General features: G+C 62.1%; 5 protein-coding genes. 3 read left to right on the top strand and 2 right to left on the bottom strand.

The window, feature by feature from the left end; all coding sequences use genetic code 11:
- Positions 1-63: 63 nt before the first annotated feature.
- Positions 64-777: a GntR family transcriptional regulator gene (locus MJP36_RS17125; protein WP_060752849.1), complete on the top strand. Its 714-nt coding sequence runs from the start codon at positions 64-66 to the stop codon at positions 775-777.
- 6 nt (positions 778-783) lie between these two features.
- On the opposite strand, the gene MJP36_RS17120 is transcribed toward MJP36_RS17125, so the two are convergent.
- Both MJP36_RS17120 and MJP36_RS17115 read right to left on the bottom strand, forming a co-directional pair.
- Positions 784-1,734, bottom strand: a complete 951-nt coding sequence (locus MJP36_RS17120; protein WP_244383555.1) for a PDR/VanB family oxidoreductase — start codon at positions 1,732-1,734, stop codon at positions 784-786.
- Between the two features lie 27 nt (positions 1,735-1,761).
- Positions 1,762-2,823 (bottom strand): aromatic ring-hydroxylating oxygenase subunit alpha, encoded by a 1,062-nt coding sequence (locus MJP36_RS17115; RefSeq protein ID WP_244383554.1) that lies wholly within the window; start codon positions 2,821-2,823, stop codon positions 1,762-1,764.
- A 273-nt stretch (positions 2,824-3,096) separates the two neighbouring features.
- Between MJP36_RS17115 and MJP36_RS17110 the strand changes: the two genes are divergently transcribed.
- The gene (locus MJP36_RS17110) at positions 3,097-4,818 is read left to right on the top strand and encodes a ShlB/FhaC/HecB family hemolysin secretion/activation protein (RefSeq protein WP_244383553.1); all 1,722 of its coding nucleotides are present in this window, start codon (positions 3,097-3,099) and stop codon (positions 4,816-4,818) included.
- A gap of 33 nt (positions 4,819-4,851) precedes the next feature.
- Positions 4,852-21,807, top strand: a complete 16,956-nt coding sequence (locus MJP36_RS17105; protein WP_244383552.1) for a two-partner secretion domain-containing protein — start codon at positions 4,852-4,854, stop codon at positions 21,805-21,807.
- Positions 21,808-21,812: the final 5 nt, after the last annotated feature.

Genomic DNA, 21,812 nt, shown 5'->3' with positions numbered 1-21,812 from the left:
CGACTTGCGATCCGACGACTTGCGATACTATGGGGCGACCCACGTTTTCTGGAAGTTGCCTGGATGAGCAAGCCCGGCCAATTGGTGCTGATTGCACTGCGCAAGATGATTGCCAGCGGAGAGTTGGCGGCGGGTGAGCGCCTGATGGAAATTCCCACGGCGCAGCGCTTCGGCGTTTCGCGTATGCCCGTGCGCATGGCATTCCGTACCCTTGAACAGGAAGGCTTGCTGGTGCCGTTCGGCGGGCGTGGCTATCAGGTGCGGTCGGTCAGCCCCAGCGATATTGCCGGCGCGGTCGAAGTGCGCGGTGTGCTTGAGGGCCTGGCGGCGCGTCAAGCCGCCGAGCGCGGCTTGTCCGATGACGCGCGCAGGGCGCTTGAGCGCTGCCTGGTCGAAGGCGATCAACTGTTCGACAAGGGGTATGTCACCGAGGACGACCTTGAGGTCTATCACGACCTGAACATGCGCTTTCACCTGGTCATCGTTGAAAGCAGCCATAACCCGGCGATTGCCGATGCCCTGGCACGCAATGACCACCTTCCATTCGCCTCGGTGACGGCACTGGCGGTGGATCGCGAGGACATGGTCCGCGAGTACCGCCGCTTCAACTATGCGCACATGCAACACCACTCGGTGTTCGACGCCCTGGTCAATCGCCAGGGCGCACGGGCCGAAGCGCTGATGCGCGAACACGCCAATGCGACGTTGCGCTATGCCGACACCTTCAGCTCAGCCACCGCCGACGCGCGCATGAAGGTGATTTTGCCCGCCTCGTGACACGCCTCAGAGATCGAGCACCAGCATTGGGGTTTTCGAGCGCGAGCAGCAGGGCGTGAACTGGTCGTTGAGCGCCTGTTCCTGCTCGGTGAGGAACAGATCGCGGTGCTCCGGTACGCCGTCCAACACGCGGGTCAAGCAGGTGCCACAGACCCCCTGTTCACAGGACACGGCAATCGTGATGCCATGGCTCTCCAGCACTTGCACCACACTCTGGTCGGCCGGTATTTCGAAGACCTCGCCGCTGCTGCCGATTTGCACCGAAAACCGCCCGTCGAGGCGGCTGTCCACCGGCGCCGCCGAGAAGTATTCGCGATGCAGGCAACTGTCCTGCCAGCCCAGGGCGCGGGCACTGTCGAGCACATGCTGCATGAACCCGCCCGGGCCGCACACGTACAGGTGGACGTCGTCTGCGGGGGCCGCCAGCACCTGGGCGATATCTAGGGCCGTGTCGGGCTGTTCGTCAAAATGCAGGAACACCCGCTCGGCAAACGGCGACGCCTTGAGGCGCTGCACAAACGCTGCGCGTTCGCTGGCACGGGCGCAGTAATGCAATTCGAAGTCGGCACCCGCCTGGGCGAGGTGTTCGGCCATGCACAGGATCGGGGTGATACCAATCCCCCCGGCAAACAACACACTGCGTCGGGCGTGGTGCACCAGTGGGAACAGGTTGCGCGGTGCGCTGATGCTCAGGCGGGCGCCTGGCTGCAGCTGTTCGTGCAGGCTGCGCGAACCGCCTCGTGAGGCAGGGTCCTTGAGCACGCCGATCAGGTAGCGATGACGTTCTTCAGGGTGATTGCACAGCGAGTATTGACGGATCAGCCCGTCCGGCAAGTGCACATCAATGTGCGCGCCGGCACTGAACGCCGGCAATGGGTTGCCATCGACACTGGCTAGTTCAAAGCTGCAAATGTCCTGGGCTTCGTTGTTACGCGATACCACCACCACATCAATCATGTTCAGTCCTTCCTGCGTTGGGGTTATTCAGGCGGTGGTTGTGCTGATCAGGTGAGGTTCGACCGCGCGTTCCCGGGCAATCAGGCGTTCGAGAATTTTGCGTGACTGCACGCCGCCGGCATCGATATTCAGCTTGAGCAAATTGCGCGTCGGGTGGGCAAGCAGGTTCTGTTGCTGGCGCTCGAGCATTTCCAGGTCTTCGCTGAAAATCTTGCCCTGGCCTTCGCGGATGCTCGCGGTCAGTGCCTCATCGTCGGGCTTGAAGTTGCGCGCCATGCCCCAGAAGTACCAGATCGAGGTGTCGGTCTGCGGGGTGATGAAATCCACCACAATGCTCGCCGCCTTGTGCTCGGCGGCCGCGTGGTAGCCGCCTTTGCCGGCATGGGCCACGCCGACTTCGATCAATACATGGCTGGGCGGGGTGAAGCGGCAGATCTGCCAGCGGTCCACGGGCACATCATCGGCGAGGTTGTTACCGCGCAGGGCCATGCGCCAGAACGGCGGGGCCAGGATGTTTTCCATGTGCCGGGCGGTGATGACTTCGTCGCCTTCCACGCTGGTCACGGGCGCTGCTTCGTCGATTTCCTTCTGGCCGATACTGGAGGCATGCACGTAGGTTTCGTGGGTCAAGTCCATCAGGTTGTCGATCATCAGGCGGTAGTCACACTGGATCTCGAACAACCCGCCGCCATAGGCCCACTCATCACTCACGGCCCATTCCAGATGTGGGATCAGCGCGGGATCGGCCAGGGCCTGATCGCCCGGCCAGACCCAGATGAAACCGTAGCGCTCGACGGCCGCAAACGTCTTGTTGCAGGGAAACCCGCGTACGCGCTGCCCCGGCATCTCCACCGTCTTGCCATCACAGCCCATCACCAGGCCGTGATAGCCGCAGACCAGGTTGCCGTTCTCGACATACCCCAGCGAAAGCGGGGCACCGCGATGCGGGCAGAAATCCTCGACCGCCATTACGGCGCCATCCAGGCCACGATAAAACACCATTTTTTCAGCGCAGATCTGTCGGCCCAAAGGCTTTTGCGCAATTTCATCAGGGGTGCAGGCGACGTACCAAGTGTTCTTGGGGTACATGACGACTCTCCAGGCAACGCGTTATTTTTATTTAATGGATCCATTAAATGGGCGGCTGGCTGGATAGGTCAACGCTAATGCGGTTATATATTGGGCGATTATCGGTCAATTGGGTTTCAGTGGATCCAATGATCTGTTCTTTAAACGGACTCAAGGACGGGCAGGGGATCTGTGGCCGTGAAGCGGGGATGCACATTTAATTGACGCCACTATATCGCCACCCTATTATCGCCGCCGAATGATGGCACTGAGCCATGTAGAGGGATCTAATCGATGTGGCGTTTTGCACGCCGGACCAGGCTCAGCCTGCTGTCCGCTTTTTTTTGCCTGGGCGCGGGCGGGTGGGCGCAAGCCGCCACACAGCAGGCTGCTCCAGGTATCACCGACCTGATTCGTGATCGCCAGGACCGCCTGCTCGAAGAGCAGCAGCGGCGGCTTGAGGATCTCAAGGAATTGCCGGGTAAATCCGCGACGCCTACGACGCCCACAGGGCCTGCCGACACTCGTTGCTTCCCGATCAAAGCCATTGAGCTCTCCGGCGCTGAAGCGTTGTCCGAAGGCGAACGCAACCGCCTGATCAAGCCTTACATCGACCAATGCCTTGGCGTGCCCCAGCTCAATGAAGTGCTCAAGGTCATCACTGACCGCTACCTGGCCAAAGGCCTGGTCACCAGCCGCGCCTACTTGCCACAGCAGGATCTCTCCAGCGGCCACCTCAAGATCCAGGTGGTCGAGGGCAAGCTGGAAAGCTTGAAGGGCGCCGAGGGCAGCGGCATCACCGACCGCCAGTTGGCGATGAGTTTCCCGGGCAAGAGCGGTGAGCTGCTCAACCTGCGCGAAATCGAGCAGATGGTCGACCAGCTCAACCGTCTGCCCTCGAACCAGGCGCAGATGGAACTGGCGCCGGGCAAGGCGGTGGGCGGTAGCGATGTGTTGGTCAAAAACACCCCGCAGAAGCCTTGGCGTGTGGGCCTGTCGCGGCATAACGGCGGCCAGCGCAGTACCGGCGAGCAGCAGTGGGGCGCGAGCCTGGATTGGGACAATCCATTGGGCCTGGCGGACCAACTGTCGTTGCGTGGTGGTCACGACGCGGTCAGCGACCACCAGAAAACCTCGCGCAATTCGATGCTCAACTACAGCTTGCCATTCGGCTGGTGGAACCTCACCTACAGCTACACCGAGAGCGAATACCGCTCCCGGGCCGAGGCGAACAACTTCAAGTTCAAGCAGACCGGCGACAGCCAGAACCACCAGTTACGCCTGGAACGCGTGATCCACCGCGACGCCCTTAGTAAAACCTCCCTGAGCACCGGCGTGGCCTACCTGCGCACGAACAATTTCATTGAAGACAGCAAGCTCGCCGTGAGCAGCAACCGTCTCAGCGAAGCCCAGTTCGGCATCAACCACGGGCGACGTATCGGTGAGTCGTTTCTCAACATCGACCTGGGCATGCAAGACGGTATTGGTGCATTCGATGCCCAGGCCAATCATCATCCAAAACCCGGCCAAGCCGATGCGCGTTACCGCAAATACACCGCCACGCTGAGCTACCTGTACCCCTTCAAGTTGTGGGGCGAGTCATTGAGCTTCAGCAGCCTGATGACCGGCCAGCACAGCGAAGACGTGCTGTTCAGCCCACAGCGCATGAGCCTGGGCGGGCAGTCGTCGATCCGCGGCTACAAAGACCAGATGCTCGCCGGCGACAGTGGCGGTTACTGGCGCAACGACCTGCGCTGGAGCCGACCGGTGACCTGGGCCTGGCTGCAGCCGGTGCTCAGTGAGTACGGCACCAGCCTGGGTTACGACCAGGGCGTGATCAGCCGCGACCGCTACAACGCCGAGCAGCATGGGCGCATGAGCAGTAACTCGGTAGAGCTGTTTGCCCGTGGCAAGAACGTCGCCGCCAGCGTGACCTTTGCCCACTCTCTGGAACGACCGGCCGCCATCACTGAGCGTGAAGCGCCGATCTATTTCCGACTGGATTTCTTTCTTTAAATTTTTTACCGCCTTCGGGCAACGAGACATGACATGGACGTTCGCCAGTTCGCCTTCCTCGCGCGCCAGCCTTCTGCTGCCGTAAAAAGCCGTACCCACTTCCTGGGGCTGCCTAAACGTGGGTTGGCGTTGATCCTGGCCAACGCCATGTTCTGGCAACCGCTGCTGGCTCAGGCAGACGGCATCGTGGTCAGTGCGCCCGGCACCACGCTCGCGCAAGCGGGCAATGGCGTGCCGATTGTCAACATTGCCGCCCCCAACGCCAACGGCCTGTCGCACAACCAGTTTCATGACTACAACGTCGGTGCCAACGGGGTGATCCTCAACAACGCAACCGACCGCACCCAGTCCACCCAGTTGGGCGGCATCATCGTCGGCAACCCGAATTTCCACGGCAGCGCCGCCAACGTCATCCTCAATGAGGTCAACGGCGGCAGCCCTAGCCAGTTGCGCGGCTATACCGAAGTGGCGGGGCAGTCGGCCCATGTGATTGTCGCCAACCCCTACGGCATCAGCTGCAATGGCTGCGGTTTCATCAACACCCCGCAAGCCACGCTGACCACCGGCAAGGCCGTGATCGAAAACGGCCAGATCAACCGCTATCAGGTTGACCAAGGCACTGTTGCCATCGAAGGCGCCGGCCTGAATGCGAGCAATGTCGACCAGTTCGAAATCATCACCCGCGCCACCACGATCAATGCGCAGATCCAGGCGAAAAAACTCACCATCGTCGCCGGTCGCAACGATGTGGACGCACGCACCTTGAATGCCACCGCGCGCGCAGCGGATGGCAGCCAGGCACCGGACCTGGCCATCGACTCGTCGGCGCTGGGTGGGATGTATGTCGGCGCGGTCAAGCTGATCGGCACCGAGGCCGGTGTTGGCGTGCGGTTGTCGGGCGACATGGTGGCCGGTGGTGATATTCGGATTGACGCCGCAGGCAATGTGATCATGGGGCAGACCTCCGCCGGTACGGCGCTGGCGGTCAATGCGGCCAGTGTGCAAGCCAAGGGCGCAGTGTATGCCGGCACCGATTTGTCGGTGAAAACCCAAGGCGCACTGACCAACCAACAAACCCTGGCCGCCAAGGACAGCCTCACGCTGGACGCGGGCGGGCGATTGACCAACAGCGGGATTATCGAAGCCGGCGTCAACCCCGACAACAGCCGCAATGCCCAGGGTGATGTGCGCCTGACAGCCCAAGCCATCGACAATACCGGCAAGACCATCATTGCCAGTCGCGACCTCAGCCTCGACACCGGCGAACTCACCAACCAAGGCGGCACCTTGAGCGCTCAGCGCAATGCGCAGCTGAGCGCCACGAGCCTGGACAACCAGAACCAGGGCCGAATCTTGAGCGCCGGCAGCCTCGGCGTGAACGCGGGGCAGTTGCTCAACAGCCAGGGCGGCCTGTTGACCAGCAGCGCAGCACTGACGGCAACGGTCGGCCAGTTGATCAACCGCAACGGCGAACTGTCGAGCCTTGGCCAGGCCAGCTTGCAGGTGGCGATGCTGGATAACGTGGCAGGCCTGGTGTCGGCCGGGCAAACCTTGAACCTGAATGCCAGTTCCGCCATCAACAACCAGACCGGGCGGATCGCTGCGCACCAGGCCGTGCAGTTGAATGCCGCTTCCCTGGACAACAGCCAACAAGGATCGCTGACCAGCCAAGGCACGCTCGCTGTTGAACTCAGTGGCAGCCTGGCCAACCAACAGCAGGGCCGTATCGAGTCCAGCGGCAACGCGACGGTCAAGGTCGGTGCGCTGGATAACCAGCAGGGTGGGGCGCTCACCAGCGGCCAGGCCCTGGACCTGACGGCGGGTGCGGTGAATAACAGCGGCGCTGGTCGGATCGCCAGCGCTCAAGGCTTGAACGCGAATCTCGGCAGCCTCGATCAACACGACGGCGGGCGTTTATACAGCAACACCGACTTGAGCCTGAACCTCAACCAGGGTCACCTGGACAACCGCAACGGGCTGATCAACGCCGCTGGGCAGTTGACCCTTGGCAACCTCAACAGCGTGGATAACCGCCAAGGTGAGATTTCCAGTGCGCGGGCGTTTACCGTCGCCGCACGCACGGTCGATAACGCGGCCGGCAAGCTGCTCAGCGACCAGGGGCTGACCCTGCAGATTGCCCAGGTCTTGAATAACGGTGCGGGGCTGATTGCGGCCGCCGGCCTGCAAATCGATGCCGCCGGCCTGGTCAATGACCAGAACGGCAGCCTGAACAGTCGCGCTGCGCTGAACGCTCGGGTCACGGGGATGCTGGATAACCGTGGCGGCAACGTCAGTGCTGTCGGTGCGAGCCAGGTCAATGTGGGCAGCTTGAACAACGGCGGCGGCAAGGTCTTGAGCGAGCAGTCGCTGATGCTGGCCGTTGCCCAGGCCTTGAATAACGCTGCAGGCCGGGTGAGCGCCGCATCGTTGCAGGTACACGCCGGCAATCTCGACAACAGCGACGGTCATCTGGTGGCGCAGAACGGCCTGACCCACGACGTCGACGCCACACTGCTCAACCGCAATGGCGAAATCCTGGGCCGCGATGTGCGGCTCACGGCGGGCGTGCTGGACAACGCCCAAGGTCGGATACAGGGCGACACTCTGCTGAAGATCAACAGCGGCGACCTGAGCAATCGCAATGGCACCCTGGCAAGCAGCCAGACCCTGCAACTCACTGCGGCCAGCCTCGACAACACCCTTGGCAAGCTCACCAGCAATGCCGCGTTGACCGCCGCCATTGCCGGTCACCTGCTTAACCAGAGCGGGTTGTTCAGCGCAGGCACCGACCTGCAACTGAACAGCGCCGACCTGAACAACCAGGGCGGCCAACTCAGCGCCGGCGGCGCCCTGCAATTGCGCACCGGGTTGCTGGATAACAGCAGCGGCGGGCGCATCAACGGCCAGCGCCTCAGCGCGAATGTGACCGGCCTGGACCAGCACAACGACGGTCGTCTCTACAGCCAGGGCGACTTGAGCCTGGACCTCAATCGCGGCTATCTGAACAACCAGGGTGGATTGATCAACGCACCGGGGTCGCTGCTGTTGAATAACCTCAACAACGTCGACAACCAGGGCGGGGAAATTTCCAGCGCCACCGGCTTCAGCCTGCAAGCGGACAGCCTGGATAACACCCTGGGCAAGGTCTTGAGCGAGCAGGCCCTGACCGTGCGTATCGCCCGTGCGCTGGCGAACGCCAAAGGCCTGGTGTCGGCCACAAGCCTCGACGCAAGGGCTGGGAGCTTGAGCAACCAGGGCGGCAAATTGTCTGCGCGTACCGCGTTGAACCTCGGCGTCGATGGGCTGTTGGATAACCGCAGCGGTGAGTTACTGGCCAATGACCTGGCGTTGACCGCCGGTTCACTCGACAACAGCGCAGGGCGCGCCCAAGGCGATCGCAGTGTAGCCCTCAGCAGCGCTGCCCTGATCAACCAGCACGGCACCCTGGCGGCCGGCGAGACCTTCACCCTCAATGCCGCCAGCCTGGATAACAGCGAAGGCACGCTGACCAGCGACGGCGCCCTGACCGCCGTGATCGCCGGGCAGTTGCTCAACCAGGCTGGCTTGCTGGCTTCCACCGGTAACCTACGCCTGAACCTGGGCAGTCTGGATAATCAACGCCAGGGACGCATCAGCAGCAAAGCCGACCTGACCCTCGCCGGCACCACGCTCGATAACCGCAACGGCAACCTCGCAGCGGTCGGCGTCTTGAAAATCAACGCGGCCAGCCTGGATAACCGCCAGGGCAGCGTGTATGCCAACCAGAATCTCGACCTGGCGTTGGACGGTGCCCTGAACAACAGCCAGCAGGGACGCTTGCGTGGTGATGCCCAATTGAGCCTGAAGGCAGGCCAGGTGGATAACAGCGACGGTGGGCGCGTCAGCGGTGGGCAGTCGCTCAGCGCCAGCGTGACGGGGTTGGACCAGCACAACGATGGTCGCCTGTTCGGCCAGGGCGACGTCAGCCTGGATCTCAATCGTGGTCATCTGAACAATCAGGGCGGCGCCATCACCGCACCGGGTCAATTGCGGTTGAGCAACCTCAACAGCGTCGCCAACCAGGGCGGGGAAATCTCCAGTAGCCGGGCGTTTACCCTGGCCGCCGATACGCTGGACAACCGCAACGCCAAGGTCCTCAGTGAACAGGCGCTGACCCTGCGAATTGCGCGCGCCCTGGACAACACCCTGGGCCTGCTGTCCGCCCAGGCGCTGGACCTACGCGCCGGCAGCCTGGACAACCTCGGCGGCACACTCAGTGCGACTGACGGCCTGGCGGTGCAGGTCGACGCTGCGCTGGACAACCGCAACGGTAAACTGCTGGCGCGCACCGCCTCGGTCAATACCGGCTCCCTGGATAACCGCGAGGGCTTGCTCCAGGGCGATGCCACGCTGAACCTCACCAGCCTTGGTGCCCTGGATAACCGTCAGGGCCTGGTGTTTGGCGCCCAGGCGCTGGACATCACGGCGGCCAGCCTGGATAACAGCAGCGGCAAACTCTATTCCAAGCAACAACTGGCCGTGTCGGCCAAGGGCGCGTTGGGCAACGCTCAAGGCACGCTCAACAGCGATGGCACCCTGGTGCTCACGGCCGGGCCGGTAGACAACAGTGCCGGCGGGCGCATCACCAGCCAGCAGCAACTCACGGCCTCCGTCACGGGGCTCGACCAACACAACGATGGCCGCCTCTACAGCCAGGCGGGTGTGAGCCTGGACCTCAACCACGGCCACCTGAACAACCAGGGCGGCTTGATTCATGCCCCGGGTGCGCTGCTGCTGAACAACCTGGCCAGCGTGGATAACCAGGGCGGCGAAATCTCCAGTACCCAGGCGCTGAGGTTCAGCGCCGAGAGCCTGGATAACCGCGCCGGCAAGTTGCTCAGCGAACAAGGGTTGATCGTGCGCATTGCCAAGGCCCTGGACAATACCAAGGGCCTGGTTTCCGCCACTGGCCTGGACTTGCGCGCTGATCGCCTGGTGAATGCCGAGGGCTCGCTCAAGGTCCGCGACAACCTGACGGCGCAGGTCGACACGGCACTCGACAACCGCCAGGGCGAAATCCTCGGCGCAAGTACCACCCTCACGGGGGCGTCGCTGGACAACAGCCAGGGGCTGATCCAGGGCGACAACCGGCTCACCCTTGAGCACTCGGGCGCGGTAGCCAACCGCAACGGCCGCCTTGTCACGGGCCAGGTCTTGAACCTGAGCGCCGGTAGCCTTGACAACAGCCAGGGCAAACTCACCAGCGACGGTGTCCTGAATGCGTTGATCAGCGGTCAGTTGCTCAACCAGGCGGGGCTGTTGGCCGCCACTACCCAGCTGCAATTGACGGCTGCCAGCCTGGATAACCAGGCCAAAGGCCGTATTACCGGCAAGAACCACCTGAACCTGAGCGTCGGCCAATTCGACAACCGTGGCGGCAGCGTCGCGGCGGTGGGGCAATTGCAGGTCAACGGCACCACGCTGGATAACCGTGACGGCGGCCTGCTCAACTCAGGCCAGGCCATGACCCTGGCGGTGGACACGCTGGATAACCGCGCCGGGGAAGTCTCCAGCGTCACCGACCTGACGCTCACCGGCCAGCAGTTCGACAACAGCGCCGGCGGGCGCCTGTTGGCCAACGGCGACATGCAGTTGACCCTGCAGCGCTTGAACAACCAGCTAAAGGGCATCATCTCCGGGCAGCAGTCGCTCAACCTGAACGCCGCGCAATGGGACAACAGCGCCCAGGGCAGCCTGTACGCCAAGCGCAGCCTCGGCATCACCTTGAGCGATCACCTGAATAACCAACAAGGTGCGTTGCGCAGCGATGGCGACCTGAACCTGCATGCGGCCAGCCTGGCCAATGACAGCGGGCGTATCAGCAGCGCCGCACCGCTGGTACTGACCACCTCGGGCGCGATCAGCAACCAGAAAGGCGAGTTGCTCAGCGCGGTCGCCTTGACCTTGACCAGCGCCAGCCTCGACAACCTGGGCGGGAAAATCATCGGTGACGGTGCCGTGCAGGTCACCACCGGCGCTTTCAACAACCAGCAGGGCGGACGGCTGACCAGCGCCGAGCGCCTCAACCTGGCGGCAGGGCAGGTGGACAACCGTGGACAGGGTCGCATCGCCAGCGCCAACACCCTCACCGCCAGCATCACCGGGCTTGACCAGCGCGGCGGTGGCCAGCTTTACAGCACGGGTGCGCTGACCCTGGACCTGAACAAAGGCCACCTGAACAACGCCGCAGGCTTGATCAGTGCGCCAGGCCAGCTGTTGCTCAAGAACCTGGCGACGGTCGCCAACCAAAGCGGCGAGATCTCCAGCAAACAGGCGTTCACCCTGGCCGCGCAAAGCCTGGATAACACCGACGGCAAAGTGCTGAGCGACCAGGCGCTGGACCTCAAGATCGATCAGGCGTTGATCAACCGCAACGGCCAGGTTTCTGCGGCCGGGCTCACGGCTCAAGCGGCGAGCCTGGACAACAGCGAGGGCGTTTTCAGCAGCTCGAAAGACCTGAGCCTGGCGTTGGCCGGTGACCTGCTCAACGTCGACGGCGAAGTCTCGAGTGCCGGCGCCAGCGTGGTCAACGCCATGACCTTGAACAACCACAACGGTCAGGTGATGGGCGATGTCAGCCTCGACCTGGCGATCCAGGGCGCACTGGCAAACCAGGCGGGCACCCTTGGTGCCGCCCAGCGCCTGCAAGTCACGTCGGCGAGCCTGGACAACAGCCAGGCCGGCAGCCTGGTCAGCGATGGCAGCCTGCGCGTGAAAGTGGACGGTTTGCTGGACAACCAGGCCAAGGGCAGTGTGATGGCCAAAGGGCTCATGGACATTCAGGCGGCGAGCCTGGACAACCGTGGCGGGCGTGTTTCCGGGCAAAACCTGCTGACCCTGCGCGGCAACAGCCTGGATAACCGCGCCGGCGCGATCCGCGCCAACCAGGACCTGAACCTGTACCTCGGCCAGTTGGACAACCGCGAGGGCGTGCTCAACAGCAAGCAGGCCCTGGGCATCACGGGCCAGTCGCTGAGCAACCAGGGTGGCTTGCTCAGCGCCGCAGGCCCCGTACGTCTGGCGCTGGAAAACGCCAATAACGACAAGGGGCGCATCGCCAGCCAGGCCGACCTGGACGCTACCATCGGCACCTTGACGCAACAAGGTGGCGAGCTGGTTGCCCAAGGCAATCTGTCCCTCACCGGCACCCGCCTCGAGAACCGTGACGGTGCTTTGGTCGGGGCCACAAAAGCGCTGAAACTCAAGGTCGACAGCGTCGATAACCGGGCCGGCGAAATCTCCAGCCAGATAGACGCCGAGCTCAGCGGCCAGCGCCTGGACAACAGCGGCGGCAAGCTGCTGGCCGGGACGGCGCTGCAATTGGCCGTGGCCCAGGTGATCAACCAGGCCAAGGGACTGGTGTTCGCCCAGGATGCACGCTTGACCGGCACGCGCCTGGATAACGCCCAAGGCACCGTTGCCGGCCAGCGCTCGCTGGCGATTCAACTGGCAGCGGGGCTGGATAACAGCCACGGCAAGATCAGCAGTGAAGGGACGTTGCAACTGCTCGGCCAACGCATCGATAACACCGGCGGCAGTGTTTCCAGCGCCGGTACGCTGGACATCAGCAGCGCCAATGAGCTGCTCAACCAGGGCGGTATCCTCGAGACCGCCCAAACCCTCGCCCTGACCAGCGCGAGCCTCGACAACAGCCAGCAGGGCCTGATCAAGAGCCAGGGCGCCGCGACCCTGGACACCGGCCTGTTCAACAACACCGTGGGCGGGCGCCTGATCAGCGCCGACAGCCTCGACCTCAAGGCGGCCCAGGTCAGCAACGCCGGCCGCATAGCCAGCGCCGGCAGCCTGAACGCCAGCCTCACCGGCCTCACCCAGCAGGGTGGCGAGTTGTTCAGTAATACCCAACTGAACCTGGATTTGAACCACGGTGACTTGAACAACGCCGGTTTGATCAATGCACCGACCCTGGTGCTGAAAAACCTCGGCAACCTCAACAACCAGAACGGTGAGATCTCCAGCCAGAACGCCTTCACCCTGGCAGCGCGCAACCTCGACAACAGCAACGGCAAGCTGATCAGCAACCAGGCGTTGACCCTGCGCATCGACCAGGCCCTGGCCAACCTCAAAGGCCGTATCAGCAGCGCCGGCCTCTACAGCCGCAGTCTCAGCCTGGACAACACTGAAGGGCTGGTCAGCAGCCGGGGCGTCCTGGACCTCAGTGCCGGCGAGCTGATCGATAACCAGCGCGGCACCCTGATGGGCGACGGCAAGGTGTTACTGGCCAGCGCCAACCTGGACAACCGTGGCGGCGAAATCGCCGGCAAGGCTGAACTGACGGTCAACGCGAACCGCCTCGACAACCAGCAAGGCCAGTTGATCGGCACCGACACCTTGCACCTCAGCGGCGCCAGCCTCGATAACCGTGGCGGCCTGGTCGGCGCCACAAAAGCGCTGACACTCGACGTGGCCGGCATCGACAACCGTGCCGGTGAATTGACCAGCAACGCCGACGTCAGCGTCACCGGCCTGCGACTGGATAACAGCGACAACGGCCAGGTCTTCGCCGGCAGTGGCCTGAACCTCAGCGTCGATCAACTGCTCAACCGCCACGGCGGTCAACTCAGCGGCCAGCGCCTGATGCTGGCGGGCACCGGCTTGGATAACAGTGGCGGCAAGCTCCTCAGCCAACAACCGCTGCAGGTGGAACTGGCCGGCGACCTGGACAACAGCCAGGGCTTGCTGAGCAGTGAGGGGACCCTCGACGTCAAGGCGCGCAGCCTCAACAACACCCAGGGCAGCCTCTCCAGCGCACAGGGCTTGAGTGTCGAAGTCACCGGCCAACTGAACAACCAGAACGGTGAACTGGTCACCGACGGCGCCCTGGTGCTGCGCAGCGCCGGCCTGGGCAACCAGCAAGGCAGCCTGAGCGGTAAAGGGCCGGTTGCGGTCACCACCGGCGTGCTGAATAACCAGGGCGGGCGCCTCAACAGCGGCGACACGCTCAACCTGAGCGCGGGCCAACTCAACAACGGTGGCAGCATCGGCAGCGCCAAGGCGCTTACGGCCAGCGTCATGGGCCTGGACCAGCAGGGCGGCAAACTCTTCAGCAACACCCGCCTGAGCCTCGACCTGAACAACGGCCAGTTGAACAACCAGGGCGGCCTGATCAATACCCTCGGCCCGCTGCTGCTCAACAACCTCAATGCCGTCAACAACCAGAACGGTGAAATCTCCAGCGCCCAAGCCTTCACCCTGGCCGCGCAAAGCCTGGATAACAGCAACGGTAAACTGCTGAGCAACCAGGGCCTGACGCTGCGCCTCGCCCAGGCACTGGCCAACGTCAAGGGCCTGATCGGTGCGGCCAGCCTCAACGCACAGGCAGGCTCGGTGGACAACCGCGGCGGCACCCTGACCAGCCGCAGCGACCTGCAGCTGACCAGCGAAGGTCTGCTCAATAACCAGGACCAGGGTTTGATCAGTGCCAAGCAGGCGCTGACCCTGACCAGCGCCAACCTGAACAACCAGAACGGCAGCCTGCTCGGTACGGCAGGCGTCACCCTCAGCGCCATGGCGCTGGACAACCGTGCCGCCGGCCTGATCAACAGCCAGGGCACCCTCAACCTGAGCGCCGCCAGCCTGGACACCGGCAGCGGCGGCGAGGTCTCCGCCAAAGGCGCGATGGACCTGAACCTGAGCGCCCTAAGCCTGGCGGGTGGCCGTGTCATGGGTGAACAACGCGTCACCCTGGACCTGAACAACAACGACCTGGATAACCGCAACGGCTTGATCCTCGCCAAAGGCCCGTTGACCCTCAACCGACTGCGCACCTTCAACAACCAGAACGGCGAACTGTCCAGTCAGCAAAACCTGGCCCTGAGCACTGGCACCCTGGATAACAGCGGCGGCAAGCTGATCAGCAGCCAGGTGCTGACCGTCAACGCGACCCACCTGCTCAACCAGAACGGCCTGGTTTCCGGTTGGCAGGGCCTGAACGTCTACGGCGGGCGCCTCGACAACCGCAACAACGGCACCTTGTCCAGCCGCAGCGGGGCAGTCGACGTGGGCCTTTCCGGCGAACTGCTCAATGGCGGTGCCGGTGCCCTGGTCAGCCAAGGGCAACTGAGCGTACGGGCGGCCAGCCTCGACAACAGCGGCGGCATCCTGTCCAGCGGCGCCGGGCAAAGCCTGGTGATCAGCGCCGGGCTGAACAACGCCAATGGCGGCCTGATCGACAGCGGCGCCGACCTTGACCTGCAAGCCGCCACCCTCGACAACCAGGCCGGCACCGTCAACGCACAGCAGGCGCTCACCCTGACCGGCACCGACCTGCACAACCAGGGCGGCACGCTCGCCAGCAATGGCCGCTTGACCCTCAACCTGCTGAGCATCCTCGACAACACCAACGGCAAGCTGGCCAGCGCCGGCCCGTTGCTGTTGCAGCGCGCTGTCCAGGTCAACAACCAGGGCGGCCAGATTGCCAGCCAGGGCCTGCTGACGCTGCTCACCGGCGGCCTCGACAACCGCCAGCACGGCACCATCGCCGGCAAGGACCGCGTGGCAATCACCAGCACCGGCGTCCTGCAAAACGACGCCGACGGTTTGATCTACAGCCAGGGTGCAGACCTGCAAGTCAAGGCTGTCAGCCTGAGTAACCGTGCGGGCGTGGTACAGGGCCAAAGTGGCTTGAGCCTGGATGTCAGCGGTGAACTGGATAACCAGGATGGCAAGCTTCTGGCGCAAAGCGGTGATGTCAGTGCCAAAGCCAATACCCTGAACAACCAGGGCGGCACACTCGCCAGCCTCAAGGGCCTGTTGGATGCCAACGTGGCTGACAGGCTGCTGAACGGCTATAGCCAGGTCGGCAAGGCCGGCGTGATTCAGGGCCAGCGCTTGAACCTGATCGCCGGCAGCGTGGATAACCAACACGGGCGTATCGCCGCGCAAAATGGCGACGCCGTGGTCAACGCCAATTATTTCGCCAACGCCTACGGCGGCCTGTATGCCAAGGACCTGCTGCGGGTCGGCGGTGCGGGGCTGGACAACAGCTTTGGGCAAATGGCGGCGAACCGGGTTGAATTGGGGCTCAGCGGCCAACTTAGCAACCACTCGGGGATTATCGAGAGCGACACCCTGCTGAACGTGCAAGCCGGCAGCCTCGACAACCAGGGCGGCCAATTGCGCGCCATGGGCAGCGGCGGCAAGACCGACTTCCAGGTCGGCGGCGTATTCGACAACCGCAATGGCCGCCTGGAAACGCGCACCAGCGACCTCACCCTCAATGCCGCAAGCTTCCAGAACCAGGGCGGCAGCCTGCTGCACAGCGGCAGCGGCACGTTTGATATTGCCACCGCGAACCTGACCAATGCCGGGGGCACTGTCGTCACCCAAGGTGGCTTGACCCTTGCCGCTGATACCTGGACCAACACCAGCGTGATCCAGGCTGGGCGTTTGACGGTGAACGTCAATACCTTGAATCAAGCCGCAGGCGGCCAGTTGTTGGCGTCTGACAGCTTCGTAGGCAGTGGTGGTAACTGGAACAACGATGGCTTGATCGCCAGCGATGGCACGGCCCAATTGACGCTGGCCGGCAGCTATGGCGGCAATGGGCGTTACAGCAGCGTGGGTAACCTGGGCCTGAGTGCCGGGCAAGTGAACCTGAGCACGGCGGCGAGTATTGCCGGTGGACAGGACAGCACGATCAACGTGGGCGGCCAGTTGACTAACGCCGGGCGTCTGACCTCGGCCAACACCATGACCGTCACGGCAGCAGGTGTCAGCAACACCGGCACACTGGCGACAGGCGCCAATCTGACCCTCAGCAGCAACACCCTGCTCAACAGCAATGGGTTGATCACCAGCGGCGGCGACATGCAGTTGTTGGCCACCCGCTTTACCAACACCTATGCCGATGTTTACGGGCTGGGTAATGTCCTGATCGCCAAAGATGCCAGCCAGACCAAAGCCGATTTGCTGGATAACCGTTCGGGCACCGTCGAGAGTGCGAAAAACCTGACCGTCAGTGCCATGACCGTCAATAACGTCAGGGACGTGTTGGAGTATTCGGGGCATGAAAAAAGTTCGGTCAAGATCACCGAACTCGACTGCAACCTGATCCCAGGTGCGGGATGTGACTTCCGCAGCAAAGGCCGTCGAAATGGTCTGTGGCAAATCGATGAAATCGATCGCTTGAACGTTACCCGCAGCAGCGTGGCCTCGGCGCTCAGCAGCGGCGCTGACATGCAGATCGACGCCCAGACGCTCAACAACCTGAGCAGCACCATTGCTGCCACGGGCAACCTCACCGCCAATGCGACCACTATCAATAACCAGGGTGTGCAAGCCCAGGAGATCAAGACCACCCGCACGTATTGGAACTTTGTCACGCAAATCTTCCAGGCGCTGCCGGCGGCCGCTAACTTCAATGCAAAAAATAGCCCTGCGCCCTCGGCGACCGTCGAGGCAGACCTCAGCTATTTCCTCAGCCTTATGGGGGGCGGCAAGCTTTCCGAAAAAACCACCACGCTCAATAGCGATGGCCAATCCTACGATGCGGTCATCCAGGCGGGGGGCAACGTCGCACTGAACGCTGCCCAGAACATCAACAACAGCGTGGTGCGTCCTTACTACGCCTATGTAGCAGCCGGCCGCACGAAAACCGATACAGGCGCAGGGAGTGGCTATTCGACGGCGATCTCCATCAATTCGCAGTTGCCTCCCAACCTGGCCCAACAGCAAGTGAACCCCCTCGCGCTTCCGGGCTTCAGCCTGCCCACCGGCCAGAATGGTTTGTTCCGCCTGAGCGGGCAGGGCGCCAGCAGCGGGCAAGCGGCTCAAGCTAATGCCGGGCCTCAGAGCTGGACCCTTGGCGCCGCCAGCGTCGGTTTGGCGCAACGCCAACAGACCCTTCCCGAAACCCAGGGGCGGACGATTCAGTTAGAAGAGGTCACCCAGCTCTCCGCCAACAGCCGACAGGTATCGGTTACGGCCCGCGAGGCCAGCGGAATCAACGCCAGGGCCAGCGCCGTCAACATCGCCGGCATAGGCAATGCCGATGCGGTCACGCTGCAACCTGGCCGTACCAGCGGCGGCGATATCACCCAGGTCGATGGCATCAACACCCAAAACCCTGTTGAAGGCTCGCGGCCGACGGTTGATGTCTCTCGTCCGAATGTCGACCTGTCAGGCCTGACGCCCGCTGAGCGCGACGCCCGTATCGTGCTGACCACACCCGATGGAACGTCGTCTGGCGGCACCCGCCCTGACCAGAACGTCCCAAGCCTCTCAACTGCTGATCGCGCGACCAGCGTTGTAGCCGTTGCGCCGAGTAGCACGCGCCCCGACCTTGACCTGCCGGGCCTGATCCCACAGGCCCCTGTTACACCGGTTAGTGTCGTTGCGCCGCAGCCATCCGTGGTGGTTCCGGTGGCGCCTCTGCCACGAGAGACCCCGTTGGTCACGCCGCCAGTCGATCAGCCTGGCGCAAGCGTCAGCAGCCGACCTGCCGTGGTCGCAGTTGTGCCATCTGCGGCTGAACCGACTCCGGTTGCCAGCCAGACCGTCAACCGGGTGCAGGGTCTTCCAGACAAGAGCGCGGTGTCGCAGCCGCACAAATACTTGGTCGAAACCAACCCGGTGCTCACCGGCATGAAGCAATTCATGAGCTCGGACTACCTGCTGTCCGGGCTGGGCTACAACCCGGACGAGAGTGCCAAGCGCCTGGGCGATGGTTTCTACGAACAACGCCTGGTTCAGCAAGCCGTCGTCGCACGTACCGGCCAGCGTTTCCTCGATGGGCAAACCACCGACGAAAAGCTGTTCAAATACTTGATGGACAATGCCATCGCCAGCAAGCAAACGCTGAACCTGGCGGTAGGTGTCAGCCTGAGCTCCGAGCAAGTCGCGGCGCTGACCCACGACATCGTCTGGCTGGAAAAAAGCGTGGTCAACGGCGAAGAGGTGCTGGTGCCGGTGCTGTACCTGGCCAACGCCAACAACCGCCTGGGGCCCAACGGCGCGCTGATTGCGGGCAATGACGTCAGCCTGATCGCCGGCCAGAACCTGAACAACGTCGGCACCTTGCGTGCCGGCAACAACCTGTCGGCCAAGGCCGGCAACGACCTGGTCAACAGTGGCTTGATCGAAGCGGGTAACCGACTGGACCTGCTGGCGGGCAACAACATCGTCAACAAGGCCGGCGGCATCATTTCCGGACGCGACGTCACCATGACCGCCGTAAATGGCGACGTGATCAACGAGCGCACCGTCACCGGCCACGACAGCAGCGATGGTGTCATCAGCGAACACAGCGACTTTCTCGACAGCGCCGCACGTATCGAAGCGGCCAACGACATGAGCATCAGGGCCGGCCGCGACTTCTCCAACCAGGGCAGCGTGCTGCAAAGCGGGCGCGACACCACCATCCAGGCCGGCCGCGACCTGAGCTTCGGCTCAGTGGAGCAGGCCAACAGCAACGCGAACCTCAGCGCCCGCAACAACAGCCGCTCCGTCACCCAGAACGGTTCGTCGGTGACGGCGGGTCGCGACCTGTCAGCGATTGCTGGCCGCGATCTGACAGCAATTGCCAGCCAGATGGATGCCAAGCGGGATGTGGCGATGTCGGCGGTGGGCGACCTGACGATGGCTTCGGCGGCGGACGAGCAGCATTCGGCGTTGAACCTGAAGAAGGTGAAGGCGCAGGAAGACCATGTGAGCCAGGTGGGCACGTCGGTCAAGGCTGGCGGGGATGTTTCGCTGAGTGCTGGCAAGGACCTGGCGATGATTGCCAGCCGCGTCAGTGCGGGGGATGAAGCGTATTTGGTGGCGGGTGGAAAGCTGGGGTTGCTGGCGGCGGAAGACAGCGATTATTCGCTGTATGACATGAAAAAGAAGGGGAGCTTCGGGAGCAAGAAGACTCAGCGGGATGAGGTCACGCAGGTCACCAACATCGGGAGTGAGATCACGAGCGGGGGGGATCTGACGCTCAAGAGTGGTAGTGATCAGGTGTATCAGGCGGCCAAGCTCGACAGTGGTGAGGATATCGCGATTGTCAGTGGTGGTGCGGTGACCTTCGAGGGCGTGAAAGACCTCAAGCAGGAAAGCCACGCGAAAAGCAAAAGCAGCCTGGCCTGGAACAGCATGAGTGGCAAGGGCAATACCGATGAAACCGTCAGGCAGACCCAGATGGTTGCCAAGGGCGACATCATCATCAAGGCTGTTGACGGTTTGCACATTGACGTCAAGCAGGTCAATCAGCAGACCGTCAGCCAGGCAATTGACGCGATGGTGAAGGCCGATCCGCAGATGGCGTGGTTGAAGGACGCCGAGAAACGCGGGGATGTTGATTGGAAGCTGATCAAGGAAACGCACGACTCTTATAAGTACAGCAACTCCAGCCTTGGGCAGGGGGCGATGCTGGCGATCATCATCATTGTCACGGTATTGACGGCGGGGGCTGCCAGCGCCGGGGTCGGTTCGCTCGCAGGTGCAACGGCTGGATCTGGTTCTGCGATGGCAGCCGGAACTGCTGCTACTGCGGCAACTGCTGCGACGGCAACAACGGCGGCTACGGCCGCGACTGCGGCAACTGCCGCGGGGTGGGCCAACGTCGCCCTAACTTCAGTAATCACCTCTGCGGCCAGTGGCGCGGCGATTAGCACAATCAATAACAAAGGCAATCTGGGGCTTGTGCTGAAGGATGTGACATCAGCCGATGCCTTGAAAGGCTATGTGGTTGCAGGTGTTAGTGGTGGCATGAGCGGTTTTGATCTCAATATGGGCTCAAGACTCGCTGTGAGCGCAGCGCTTAAAACTGCGTCGAACGGTGGGAATTTTGTCGATAACCTTGGTCAAGCGGCAATTGGCTTGGCATCTGACGCTCTCACAGGAGCGATTTATGACAAGGTTGGTGATCGACTAGTCGGCACTGGATTGTCAACTAAGGTCGCGGTTCACGCGATTGTTGGCGGTCTGATTGGAGAGGCCGCTGGGGGCGATTTCGCAACTTCTGCTTTGGCGGCGGGAGCCAACAAGGCGCTAATCCAGCAGTACGGAGATTTGGTCTTTCCCGGTATCGCTCACGATCAAGTATTAGCAATGACTTCCCAGTTGTTGGGAATGACTGTCGCAGCTGTTGCAGGGGGGAGTGACAAAGATCAGCAGGTCGCTGGCTGGGTGGCTCAGCAGGCCACTGCTAATAACTATCTAAAACATGAAGAAGTAGAAAAGTTAGCTAATGAGCTGGTGGGTTGCCGTGGGGCAAGTGATCCTTCCACCTGTCGCGCCGATGTGCAGAGTAAATACCAAGGGCTTAACGACACTAAAACTGGAGTGCAGCTCTACGGCTGTAAAGGCGGCGGTGAGTCGGCTTGTAAAAATCAGTTAGATGAGGTTGAGGCAGGATCGAAATCGTTGGATAGCTTATTTGAGCTATCCTCATTGACTAACGACGAACGCAACATAGTTGAGCATTTTCAAAATCTTAACCATAATGACGAACGTGTAGCATACGATCCTTGGAAGGCAGCATTTTGGACGGAATCAGGCGTTGCTGGCGGGATTTTGGGGGGGATTTCAGCAGGAATTGGCGCTGCTGAACAGGTTGCTGTATTACAAGGTGTAAAAGGAACTGGGGCTGTTGTAGATGACACAATCAAGGCATTACCAGCACCAAGACAAATAGATGCATCGTGGAGCGCGAGCACTTATAACAAAGGCGGTTTGATGACAGGTATTGAGCATGTATTCTATCGCCATGGACCTGACTCAGGATTTGCGAATGTTAGTAAGTTCTCGCAAGGAACATCTGTTAAAGATGTCTCTAGCTATGTTGATAACGCACTGAGATATGGGAAGGTAACTCCTAATGGCCCAGGCGGGCACGTTATTGAGTACAACGCAGGTAAGGTGATTGGAACAAACGTCTCAGGCGCTCCAACATCGACAATCAAAATAAATATTCGGGATGGTGTGATTCAGACTGCATTCCCGTACTAGTTAGG

Source organism: Pseudomonas palleroniana (assembly GCF_022836895.1).
Classification (GTDB): Bacteria; Pseudomonadota; Gammaproteobacteria; order Pseudomonadales; family Pseudomonadaceae; genus Aquipseudomonas; species Aquipseudomonas palleroniana.
The sequence above is the reverse complement of the archived record's forward strand: the minus strand, read 5'-3'. Positions and strand labels throughout refer to the sequence as shown.